The sequence below is a fragment of the Planktothrix sp. PLAVEN19ND genome (assembly GCF_057220675.1).
On the sequence record NZ_CM170132.1, the window covers coordinates 978,803 to 990,918 of the forward strand.

Annotated in this window: 11 protein-coding genes; 7 read left to right on the forward strand and 4 right to left on the reverse strand. The window is 40.4% G+C overall.

All coding sequences use genetic code 11. From position 1 onward, the window contains the following. Positions 1-156 precede the first annotated feature (156 nt). The 7 genes from AC2D3N_RS04360 (at position 157) to hypB (ending at position 5,415) form a co-directional block, all read left to right on the forward strand. The gene (locus AC2D3N_RS04360; RefSeq protein ID WP_079678619.1) at positions 157-1,587 is read left to right on the forward strand and encodes a Ni/Fe hydrogenase subunit alpha; all 1,431 of its coding nucleotides are present in this window, start codon (positions 157-159) and stop codon (positions 1,585-1,587) included. 117 nt (positions 1,588-1,704) lie between these two features. Next, positions 1,705-1,968 (forward strand): (2Fe-2S) ferredoxin domain-containing protein, encoded by a 264-nt coding sequence (locus tag AC2D3N_RS04365; protein WP_079678621.1) that lies wholly within the window; start codon positions 1,705-1,707, stop codon positions 1,966-1,968. Positions 1,969-1,978: 10 nt separating this feature from the next. After that, positions 1,979-2,479: a PAS domain-containing protein gene (locus AC2D3N_RS04370; RefSeq protein WP_079678623.1), complete on the forward strand. Its 501-nt coding sequence runs from the start codon at positions 1,979-1,981 to the stop codon at positions 2,477-2,479. Between the two features lie 48 nt (positions 2,480-2,527). Continuing rightward, positions 2,528-3,694 (forward strand): SpoIIE family protein phosphatase, encoded by a 1,167-nt coding sequence (locus AC2D3N_RS04375; protein WP_079678625.1) that lies wholly within the window; start codon positions 2,528-2,530, stop codon positions 3,692-3,694. Between the two features lie 20 nt (positions 3,695-3,714). Beyond that, positions 3,715-4,158 carry a hydrogenase maturation protease gene (locus tag AC2D3N_RS04380; RefSeq protein ID WP_484692892.1) on the forward strand — a complete coding sequence of 148 codons (444 nt, stop codon included), beginning with the start codon at positions 3,715-3,717 and terminating at the stop codon, positions 4,156-4,158. Between the two features lie 121 nt (positions 4,159-4,279). Beyond that, entirely contained in the window at positions 4,280-4,621 is a 342-nt protein-coding gene (hypA, locus tag AC2D3N_RS04385; RefSeq protein WP_484692893.1) for a hydrogenase maturation nickel metallochaperone HypA, read from the forward strand. Positions 4,622-4,623: 2 nt separating this feature from the next. Continuing rightward, positions 4,624-5,415, forward strand: a complete 792-nt coding sequence (gene hypB / locus AC2D3N_RS04390; protein WP_484692894.1) for a hydrogenase nickel incorporation protein HypB — start codon at positions 4,624-4,626, stop codon at positions 5,413-5,415. A 279-nt stretch (positions 5,416-5,694) separates the two neighbouring features. On the opposite strand, the gene AC2D3N_RS04395 is transcribed toward hypB, so the two are convergent. The 4 genes from AC2D3N_RS04395 to glmM all read right to left on the reverse strand — a co-directional run bounded on the left by AC2D3N_RS04395 (position 5,695) and on the right by glmM (position 11,955). Then, the gene (locus tag AC2D3N_RS04395) at positions 5,695-7,236 is read right to left on the reverse strand and encodes a polysaccharide biosynthesis protein (protein WP_484692895.1); all 1,542 of its coding nucleotides are present in this window, start codon (positions 7,234-7,236) and stop codon (positions 5,695-5,697) included. A 4-nt stretch (positions 7,237-7,240) separates the two neighbouring features. Continuing rightward, the gene (pelF, locus tag AC2D3N_RS04400) at positions 7,241-8,740 is read right to left on the reverse strand and encodes a GT4 family glycosyltransferase PelF (RefSeq protein ID WP_484692896.1); all 1,500 of its coding nucleotides are present in this window, start codon (positions 8,738-8,740) and stop codon (positions 7,241-7,243) included. Positions 8,741-8,829: 89 nt separating this feature from the next. Beyond that, positions 8,830-10,368, reverse strand: coding sequence for an HlyD family secretion protein (locus AC2D3N_RS04405; RefSeq protein ID WP_079678637.1), 1,539 nt, complete (start codon positions 10,366-10,368; stop codon positions 8,830-8,832). Positions 10,369-10,536: 168 nt separating this feature from the next. Beyond that, positions 10,537-11,955 (reverse strand): phosphoglucosamine mutase, encoded by a 1,419-nt coding sequence (gene glmM, locus AC2D3N_RS04410; protein WP_079678639.1) that lies wholly within the window; start codon positions 11,953-11,955, stop codon positions 10,537-10,539. Positions 11,956-12,116 lie beyond the last annotated feature (161 nt).

Sequence of the window (12,116 nt, forward strand, 5' to 3'; positions counted from 1 at the left end):
CGCCGTTGTTGCGCCGTTGTTGCGCTTCAGCGCACCCGAGGATATAAGTTATAACCCTTAATTCCCATCCTCAAATCTCATTGATAAAGATGCGCCCAAGCGCAACAACGGGATAGAAAAGTTCAAGCTAAATAACAAACTACAGAGGTTAAAAATATGTCTAAAACCGTTATTATTGATCCCGTAACTCGGATTGAAGGTCACGCTAAAATATCTGTCTATTTAGATGATGCGGGAGAAGTCGAAAATGCCCGGTTTCACGTCGTAGAATTTCGCGGTTTTGAAAAATTCTGCGAAGGACGACCGATGTTTGAAATGGCTGGAATTACCGCCCGAATTTGCGGAATTTGCCCCGTGAGTCACCTCCTAGCCGCAGCCAAAACCGGGGATAAAATCCTCGCGGTACAAGTCCCTCCAGCCGGGGAAAAACTGCGCCGAATGATGAATTTAGCCCAACTTACTCAATCCCATGCGTTAAGTTTTTTCCACCTCAGTAGTCCTGATTTTCTATTAGGTTGGGATAGTGATCCAGCTAAACGAAATGTCTTTGGTTTAATGGCGGCTGATCCCGATTTAGCCCGGGCCGGAATTCGCCTGCGTCAGTTCGGACAAACGGTGATTGAACTATTAGGCGCGAGAAAAATTCACGCGGCTTGGGCTGTTCCCGGTGGCGTGCGTTCTCCCCTTTCCGATGAAGGTCGAGAATGGATTATTGATCGCTTACCCGAAGCCCGACAAACCACCGAATTAGCTATTAGTATCTTTAAGCGGTTATTAGATACGGAATTAAAAACCGAAATCGATGTTTTTGGCAAATTCCCCTCATTATTTATGGGATTAGTTGCCCCCGATGGGACTTGGGAACACTACGGCGGACACCTAAGATTTATTGATAGTAATGGGGAAATTGTCGCCGATGGTTTGAGTGAAGATAACTATCAAGATTTCCTGGGAGAAGCCGTCGAAAATTGGTCTTATTTGAAGTTTCCCTATTACAAACCCCTGGGATATCCCGATGGAATTTATCGCGTTGGGCCCTTAGCCAGATTGAATGTTTGTGACTGTATTGGTACGGAAGATGCCGACCGAGAATTAATTGAATTTCGTCATCGGGCGGGAGGACGGGTCGCCACTTCTTCCTTCTTCTATCATTATGCTCGTTTAGTGGAAATTCTAGCTTGTATTGAAGCCATTGAACAGTTAGTTGATGACCCGGATGTCGTCTCAAAACGGGTGCGTTCAGAAGCGGGGATTAACTGTTTAGAAGGAGTGGGCGTGAGTGAAGCTCCTCGGGGTACGTTATTCCATCATTATCAAGTAGATGAAAACGGATTAATTAAGAAAGTTAACTTAATTATTGCCACGGGACAAAACAATTTAGCCATGAATAAAACCGTGACTCAAATTGCCCAACATTATATTCATGGAAATGATATTCCAGAGGGAATGTTAAACCGAGTCGAAGCCGGAATTCGGGCTTATGATCCGTGTTTAAGTTGTTCCACCCACGCCGTCGGTCAAATGCCCTTACACATCCAATTAATTCAAAAGGACGGAACAATTATCCAAGAAAAATATCGCCACTAAATGAAATAGGCTGTAGGGTGTAGGCTGTAGTGTGAGGAGTATCAATAATCATCTCCCCCTGCTTCCCCTGCCCCCTCTGCTCCCCCTGCTCCCCCTGCTATATTAGGAGGCAAAATAATGCCAAAGGAAAACTTATATTTATGTATGGGTTCCGCTTGTCATCAGCTTGGAGTGTATGAAGTGTTACCGAAATTGCAAGCCTTGATGAGTGAATATAATATTGATCACAAAGTTGAGCTAAAAGGCTCATTTTGTTTAGAAACTTGTAGTTCGGGAATTGTGATGAAATTTAAGGACTTACATTTTATTAATATTAGTCCTCAAAATATTGAAGATAGATTTTTGCAAGAAATTCTTCCGGCAATTAAAGATCAGAATTGAGATAAAAACCATGTTAGAAACAACTCAAAATCACCTCTGGCAACTTTTATGGGAATATGATCCTAACGGTTTAATTGCCGTAGACTCAGACTTGATGATTAAAGTTGTTAATCCAGCTTTTTGTAAACTGTTTAATGTTGAAGCGAGTGAAATTATTGGTCAACCCGTAACCGAAATTTTAGGGACGGTAGATCATTTTAAAACGGTTTGGGAAACTAATCAGGTGATTCGAGGAAGGGAAACGGAATATCCTGAATATCATTTGTATATTCGAGAGTTTATTTTTCCCATTAAAGATGAAAATATTATTGGCTGTATTATGAGCGATATTACCGCCGAAATGGAACGCAAAAAAGAAACTGATAGAATTAAGGCGGAAACCGTTAAAAAAGTCAATGAAGTGGTTGATAATCAGATGAAAGTCGCTCAAGAAATTGCCGGGTTATTAGGAGAAACCACCGCCGAAACTAAAATTAGTTTACTCAAAATTATTGAAATGGTGAATCAGTAACTCAGGCAATGGGCAGGAGTCAGGAATTAAGTCATCTTTAAAATTAATATGAATCAAGATAACTTTTTTGATATTTGTTACCTGAGTTTGAATAAAAAAGGCGAAGAACTTTGTGGTGACCAAGTTAAATTTACCAAAACCGGAACTAAAAGCACCATTGTTTTATCCGATGGTTTAGGAAGTGGGGTAAAAGCGAGTATTTTAGCCACCTTGACCACGGAAATTTTAATCACCATGTTAAATGCGGATGTCCCTTTAGAGGAAGTGATTAAAACCGTGATTGGAACTTTACCTATCTGTCAGGTGAGAAAAATTGCCTATGCAACTTTTACGATTATTTCGATTAATCATTTAACTAATGAATTTAAAGTCATTAATTTTGATAATCCACCCATTCTTTATTTTAAAAAAGGTCGCATTGTTAAATTAGAAACCAAAATTGATAAAATTTTAGGGAAAAAAATTCAATCTTCAGAAGGAACATTAGAGCGGGGAGATTTTATTGGGGCAATTAGTGATGGTATCCTTTATGCGGGGTTAGGGGATACGATGAATTTTGGCTGGGGTTGGGATAATATTGCCAAATACATGGAGAGAATTTTTATTAGTCAAGCGACTAATTCTCGAACAATTATTGAGCAAGTAATGTCTGAAACCCGTTCTTTATATCGGGAAAAAATTGGTGATGATGCCACTTTTGTGGGGGTTTATGTTAGAAAACCCAACCCGGTCATGATTTTTACTGGCCCGCCTTTAGATATTACTCAGGATGAATTGTATGCCGATAGATTATTAAATTTCCCCGGTCGAAAAGTGATTTGTGGCGGAACAACAGGGAATTTAGTGGCAAATTATATGGGGGAAACCATTGACATGGATATTGCAACCATGCGAAAAGATTTACCGCCCATTGGTAAATTAAAAGAAGTAGATTTAGTCACAGAAGGAATTTTAACGATTTCTAAAGCCACGGAAATTTTGAGAAAATGCAAGGGGGATATTGATCGGTTGGCTTCTGATAATAATGGGGCGGTTTTATTGGCGCGGGAAATTATCGAAGGGGATTCGATTTATTTTTTAGTGGGTCAACAAATTAATGAGTTTTATCAGAACCCTTTATTACCTAAAAATATTTCAATTCGTCGCAATTTAATTGAAGATTTAGTTCAATTACTTCGCAGTCAACAAAAGGAAGTTATGATAGAATATTGTTAATATAAAATATAGAAAATAATATGATTTTAATTGTCGGATATGGCAACCCCATTCGAGGAGATGATGGTGTTGGTCAAGCGGTAATTAGTGAAATTGAGCAGTGGAACTTAACCAATGTGCGATCGCTTTCTCTCCATCAACTCACCCCCGAAGTCGCCGCAGAAATGGCGGAAGTTGATACCGTTATTTTTGTCGATGCTGCTTTAGAAGGAGAGACAATTAATATTATTTCCTTAGAAGCCTTACCCTCAAATTTATTTAATTGGGGACATTCTTTAAATCCGCGATCGCTTTTATCCTTAACCCAATTTCTCTATCAAAAACAACCCCAAGCCTGGTTAATTGCGATCCCAGGAGAAAATTTTGAACTCTGTGAAACCCTATCTCAAAAAGCTCTTAATGGCATTCAGGAGGCTTTAAAAATCATTAAAAATATTGTTAATAAAACCCCAAATCAATTATAATTAACCGTAGTGAGTCCTTTAGGACTAAAAAGAAACCCCTAAAAAGAAACCCCTTTAGGGGTTACTACGGTAGTGAGTCCTTTAGGACTCAATCAAACCCCTAAAGGAGTTACTACAAATTATGCACGAAGTTAGTATTATGGAACAGACCCTAGAGATTGCCTTAAACCATGCTAAACAACAAGGGGCAACTCGAATTCATTGGATTAAAATGAAAGTAGGGGAATTATCGGGAGTGATCCCAGAAGCGTTAGAATTTGCCTTTGATGTAGTGGTGAAAGGGACAATAGCAGAAACCGCTATTTTTGAAATAGATTCTATTCCAGTTCGCTGTTATTGTCATCATTGTCAGGTGGAATTTCAACCGGATAATTATATTTATGAATGTCCCCATTGTCATGAATATAGCCTTGATATTCTTCAGGGAAAAGAGTTAGAATTAACATCTTTAGAGGTTTCTTAATTATGTGTACCAATTGTGGCTGTGCTGTTACCCCTGGAAAAGTAGAAATCCATAGTCATGATGATCATAAACATCCTCATACCCATGACCATGACCATGAACATTCTGATCATGATCATTCTCACCAAACCCTAACCATTCATGAAGCAATCTTATCTAAAAATGAACGATTAGCCGAACGAAATCGGGGCTTTTTTTGGGGTAAAGGACTTTTTGTTTTAAATGTTTTATCTTCTCCCGGTTCAGGAAAAACAGCCTTTATTGAACGGACTTTAACTGATGTCAATTCCCATCTTCCTGGAGCGGTAATTGTAGGAGATTTAGCCACGGATAATGATGCTCAAAGACTCAGACGGTCGGGGGCACAAGTGGTTCAAATTACTACCGGAAATGTTTGCCATTTGGAAGCGGATATGGTCGCTAAAGCCATTTTTGACATGAACTTAGATGGGGTCAAATTATTAATTATTGAAAATGTTGGTAATTTAGTCTGTCCGGCGGCCTATGATTTAGGAGAAAATCAACGGGTTGCGTTACTTTCTGTCACCGAAGGAGAAGACAAACCCTTAAAATATCCGACCTTATTTAAAACGGCTGATGTGGTAATTATTAATAAAATTGATATTGCAGAAGTCGTGGGTTTTGATCGAGAATTGGCTTTAAATAACATTAAAAAAATTGTCCCCCAAGCTCGAATTTTTGAGGTTTCTGCTAAAACCGGGGTGGGAATGAAGGAATGGTATCAATTTTTAGAACAACAGGTTAAAGAAACCAGCCCTAGGTTAATTGTATAGAAGGGAGCGGGGGAGCAGGGGGAGCGGGGAAGGTAGGGGAGCAGGGGGAGCAGGGGGAGCAGGGGGAGCAGGGGGAGCAGGGGAGGTAAACTCTTTATATTCTCTATTCCCTATTACCCATTCGTAATTAGTAATTAGTAATTCGTAATTAGTAATTACCGATCACGGATTTAAGCGGATTACGCAGATTAACCCTGCCCTCGACTTGATTGGGGGACAAATTAAAATCCGTGAAATCCGTGAAATCCTCTTAAATCCGCGATCCCCATTACCTAACACTTAATAACCACCCAGATAATAAGCATAATCGGGTTTTTTCAGAGCTTTAAAGACCTTTTTACTCGATAAAATCATAAATACAAATCCACCTGCTATTAAACCGAAAACGGTAAAAAAGACAGAAATTGTATGGGCTAAAATATACCCGACTGTAATATTCACAATCAAAGCAATAACTAACATTTTAAAAATCGTAGTGGATTGATTTAAACTAAACAAAATTAATCCATTAAATAAACCCAAAACAAAGAAAAAATAACCTAAACAGCCCCATAATGCTTGCATTGTTTCCGGTTGTGTCCAATTATCCGGTCTAAGGATACCTACAGTTAGAAAAACTGATAACCCTAAAAATATTATTGCCATGATAATTGCTGACCAATAAAAGAAAAATAACCTAGAAGAAAAATTAGCTAAATTATGAATTGTTAAAATTTTAGATTTACTATACCAATAACGAATAAATATATATCCTAAATATTGCAATAATGGCACTAATATTAAGAAGTTTAGTAAGGCTAAATCCATGCTTTTTTGATATTTAAGATCGATCGCAAATAGTAGACCAGAAGCAGGATTAATGGTTAAACCCGCCACAATACGGTCAGCAAAAATAAAACTAAAATAGGCTAATCCATAGCCAAAATAAGGAGACATTAAATAGACAACGGCACTGAGGCGAGGTAATTGAACGGGAGAACCTGTATCAGTATCTTTGTGTTTAATAAACCAAAATAAAACCAATCCAACAACCACTAATAAGCCAATAAACATAGCCCATATTTGTGCAATTAATGTGCCTAAACCCAACTGTAATCTTAAAAACAGAAACAATCCACTTAACCCAATTAAAACCAATGGCCCGCTCCAGCGTGATAGAATAGAAAGAACGGCTAAAAACATCCACAAAATGCTGAGTAACAGATAGTAAAATACAGCAATAATGATATAATGATCGGCAAATAAGCCTCGATAAAATCCAAACCATAAGCCCAAGAATCCCAGGAAAATAGTCGTAATAATTCCTAGGGATAATAGGGAAGTAGAAACTCGTTGTGCTTGACGAATTTCGCCTAATGTCATGTAGAATAGACCTCGGCGACTAATCATTTGTACGAATCCACCGGCGGTGGTGAGACTGGCCATGGTTACTATTGTAAAAAGTGACGCTAATTCCGGTGAGATTACCTGCTTTTTATCTCCGATCCCGAGATACTCCATCCCTAACATCATAATCAACGGCAGGGCATAAACAAAACTTTGAGAAAATTCATTAATAAAAGTTAAAATTTCATAGGATATTGTTTTCCAAACATCATCTTTTTTTGTTTGTTTTGGAGAAACGGGTGCATTGTTCAAATATTCATAAACATACTGACCCAAATCCCGAGCATTATCAAAACCAAATTCTGCTCTGATAATTCTGTCTGTATAACCAAGGGATTCAATAATAGCAGTGGCTTGCCAATAGTTTGCTAAATGAGGACTAATTTCTTGGACAGCATGGATTAATTCTTGGAGCTTTTCATCGAGATTAATCATAATTTTATTGTTTCAGAACTTCCACTTCCTGTAGCTGGTTTTCAACATCCGAAAAAGGTTTATTCATCAGTCGATAATAACTCTCTAAATGTAAATCTAAAAAACGTCTTTGAGTAAATAAATCCAAGGCGCGATCGCAAGCCCGTTGACCAAATTGGCGACGTTCAGTTTCCGGTAATTCTAATAACTTGAGAATGGCGGCGGCTAACTCTGGGGGGCGACCGGCTTTGACCATTAACCCCGTATCTCCCAGGGCTTCACTGACTCCCCCGACGTCGGTAGAAACAATCGTAGCACCCGATAACATAGCCTCAATCACAGCATAGGGAAACCCTTCCGAAATACTGGACATGGCTACCACATCAGCTTCACTATAAGCACGCCAGGGTTCGCTGGTAAAACCCGCAAAGTTGATATTTTTTTCAATCCCGTATTTTTCTACCCGTCTTAAACATTCGGCATAATATCCCTCATCGGATGCTTTGCCATAAAAACGAAACTCCACATCGGGAATTTTATCTCGGACAATTGCAGCCGCTTCAATTAAATCTAACTGACCTTTTAAGGGAAAAATTAAACCCATATTCATCACCTGGGGGCGTTCTTTTTTCACAGGGGGCGTTGGATGAAATTGTTCTGGATCTGCACCATTGTAGATTACTTTTATGTTTTCAGGAGGCACTCCCCACCATTTTTCCCAACGAGCATTATATTCACAAACTGGTGAAACTTGATCGGCAAAATGATAGTTAAGCCTGACCACAGCTTCCACAACTTTATAGAGAAATCGGCGCACAAACACTGAAGGAATACTACGGTTAAGATTAAGATATTGTTCACGAATATTAATCCCATGTTCAGTTAACAGATAGGGAGTTCCCCGTTCCAATTTGGCAATCACGCAGGGTAAACCACAAAATGCCGCTGCTGAGGAATGGGTGATATCTGTGTGGGGAACTGGAATATTAATCGCCAGCAAAAAACGATAGAGTAAACGGATAGCTTCAGCTAATTCATTAATGGTGGGTTCAAGGCGCTCCGATTCAATTTGCCAGTTGCTACAGGCTAAATCTTGATAAACTGACCAAACCGAGGCGGACATCATGGTTATATGGTAGTCATAATGTAGAAAGTATTTATGAATGTCTAACAGCAGTTCGCCCAATTGATCGATGTCTAAATCTTCAAAAAGAATAGCGCGTATAAATTTCTCAAATCGAGGTAAAAATTGAGTAGCGACAACTTTTTTGGTCGTCTGAAATTTACTTCTAATGGCGTTAGAAAAAGGCGATTGCCAAGAATATTCAACCGGGTCATCAATTCCCCATAGAGGCAATTTTACAACTTGTTTAACATTGGTTGATAAGTTATACCGTAGGGGGAGGTAAGGGTTGGCAACAATGGCAAACAGTTTAAAATCAACTTCTGGAAGTTCTTGGGTTAATACATGACACCAGGTACTCACCCCGCCTTTGTGGAAGGGATAAGTACCTTCAGTTGTCAAGAGTACAGAGGGGCGGTTTGGGCTCATTGAGGGGATGAATTTTTTAGGTTATAGTCATTATAATTTAGATCCCCCCTAGGTTTTGCTGCTCACCAGAAATAAACCGTGGCTAACTGACCTGCCAGCAAGTCATTTTTAACATTTTTAAACTGTAAAATGACTTGATGGTTAAGGTCTTCTGAGGGTAAAGGATTAATTCTCACAACCTTAGCTTCAAATTCCTGGGTTTTGTCTCCCCCGCCGATTTCGACCATCGCCTTTTGACCCAGATGTAAAGCATTAATTAAACGGGAACTCACAGGAATTTCCACATTCAGGTTTTCTATTTCCGCCAGATCGACCACCTTCGTCCCGGCAAAAATTTGATTCCCCACCGCCACTGGTAAATCCACTATAACTCCAGAGCGAGTCGCTGTAATTACTTCTGTCGTTTTAATTTCCGTCAACAGTTCTTCTGGGTCTGAGGAGTTAGTTTCTATCGATTCATAGGGAAGTTCTATAGCTCTTAATTCCGCCAACTGTTGTTGAACCATCTGACGTTGCTCCGTCAATTGTTGGTATTGTAACTGAGCCAATTTTAACTTCGCCTTCATGTCCGTCAGTTCTTGTTGCTGTTGATCAACCACCAGTTGACTTTGCAATTGAGATTGTTTTGTCTGTGCTTGGGTAAAGGTTTCTGAAGCTACAATCGCCGCTTTCGCACTGTCAAGATCCGCCTGGGCTACCTTCATTTCGGCTGCGATTTCTTCGAGTTTTTCCTCAGAGACCGCCCCTTGTTCCCGCAATTCTAGGTAACGCTGATAGGAAGATTCAGCCTTCTGATACAGAGCCTCAGCCCGTTCCACAGAATCTTGCCGTTGAGGTAAGGGGACTTGCTGCATCTGGTTTTGGGCGGTTTTGAGTTCAGACTCCGCCTCTGCAACATTCGCCCGTAGGGGGGCGCTGTTTTGATCAAAATATTGGATCTTTTGTTCCAACTTGAGGATTTCTTGCTGTTGACCCATTTGTTGTTCTTGCAAATCCATGTCTTTTTGCTTTAAAGCCGCTAACTGCTGCTGTTGAGCGATTTTCTGCTGTTGTTTCAAGGCTTGCTGTTGTTGTCGGGCAACTTTTCTTTCTCGGAGTAGGGTTTGTTGTTCTTTTTTGGCTTGTTTGAGTTCCCGTTCAGCCTCAATATTTTTTAAGACTAACAACGGTTGTCCCACTTGAATATGATCGCCGATTTCTACTTTGATATCTTCAACGATGGATGAATAATAGGAAGCGATCGCAAAGGTTTTCGCAGGTTGAATTTTTCCCGTAAATTTTGTTTTACCAATTTGGTTATTTTGTTCTAATTTAGTTAAAATCGGCAGAGGTTCCCGCAGGCGATAACGCACGAAATAAATTCCGGCGGTGACGCTGAACGCCATGATAAATAAAACCAACAATTGTTGCCAGGATTTATCGCCATTAATCCCCTCATTGACAAAACCGACTTCCGATTTAGGATAGGGTTTATTTAAAAAGCTGGGTAGGCTGGTAAACGGAGAGTTGCTGTTTAAACCAGAAATTGCTTCGGTCTTAAATAAGGAAGCTTTTCCTTGGGGATCAAGAGAAGAACGTTGATTAGGGATTCTGGCGTCCATAGCTTTATAGTTTTAGAGTTTTTTTGGAAGTAGGTTTTAAAAAAGCGGATTAATTGATGAACAAAAATTGCATAAATTCAGGAAATTTTAAGAGGGTGATCGCAGTTGCCAGAACAGTTAGGATTAAGACTGATCCAGTCTTTCCTACCTGTTCCCTATTACCTGCTTTTACAAATATTGCTGAACGGCTGAAACTAAATTGTCAGACCAATAATTGGCCAGGTCAGCATTAATCGCCTCCACCATCACCCGAATTAGGGGTTCAGTTCCAGACGCCCGAACTAAAATCCGACCTTGATTTCCCATGGCTGTTTCGGCCTTAGCGATCGCCTTTTGTAAAGGTTCACATTGTTGCCAGTTACAACGTCGCTCCCGGTCTTCTACTCGCAGATTTTTTAACAGTTGAGGATAGGTGGAAAAACTTTGTTCCCGCAGTTGACTCATGGAACAGCCAGAACGTTGTACTAAGGCAGTTAAATGCAATGCGGTGAGCAAACCATCTCCAGAAATACCGTAATGACGACAGAGAATATGACCGGACTGTTCGCCCCCTAACATTGCACCAGTTTGCATCATTTCTGTATGAACGTATTGATCGCCCACCGCAGTTCGGATCAACTTCCCGCCCAACTGTTTCCAGGCCATTTCAAAACCCAGATTAGCCATCACCGTTGAAACAATCGTATTTCCGGGTAACTGTTGCTGTTGTTGCAGCATTTTGCCCCAGAAGTAGAGAATATAATCACCATCAATTACTCGACCTTGACCATCGACGGCGATCACTCGGTCAGCATCTCCATCAAAGGCGAAACCTAAATCCGCCTGATTTTCCTGCACGGCGGCTTGTAGGGGGGCGAGATGGGTTGAGCCACAGTTAACATTAATCCGATCGCCAGCGGCTTGATCATGCAGACAAATGACTTCGGCTCCCATTTGAGCGAAGGCTTGGGGTGCTAAATTAACGGCGGCTCCCCAGGCTAAATCTAAAACAATCCGTAGACCCGACAAATCGGAGGTTGGGAGTAGGGAGTTTTGTAAAGACTGAAGATATTGATTTAATAATTCGGGTCGAGCGTGTTGATATCCATACTTTACTGGCTGTTCGGGTTCGTAGGCTATTTTTCCCCCGGCTCCTCGGATGCCAGTTTCGATCTGTTTTTGTAGGGCGGTGGTTAACTTTGTACCATCGGCTCCAAATATTTTAATTCCATTATCTTCCGGGGGATTATGGCTGGCGGAAATCATTACCCCACCAATTGCTTCAGAAATGTGAGTTAGATAAGCAACGGTGGGAGTGGGGCATAAACCCAGATACCAAACCTCTAATCCGGTGGCTCTTAAACCCGCAGATAATGATGAGGCTAACAGATTGCTGGAGTTACGAGAATCCTGGCCAATAATTACCGGCCCTTTTTTCTGATTCTCCGCTTGTAGGATTTTCCCTGTCCAAAATCCGACTTGTTGAGCCAGGGATGGGGTGAGAACGTCTCCGACTTTTCCCCGAATCCCATCGGTTCCGAATAGGGGGGTTTTGGGTAAATTTAGGGGAAAACGGTCAATAATATTGTGAATTGTAGAGATAAACATGACTTTTATCCTTTGTTAATATTGGGGTTTTGTTGGATTTAAAGTGAGCAAAAAGTGATCAAAAAAGGTTTTAATGTGGAGGTTGAGGAGAAAAAAGTTTGTCCTGCGGGCAAGAAGATTGCCCGCTAGACATTGAGTTAGGATGGTTTCATCCAGTTGCT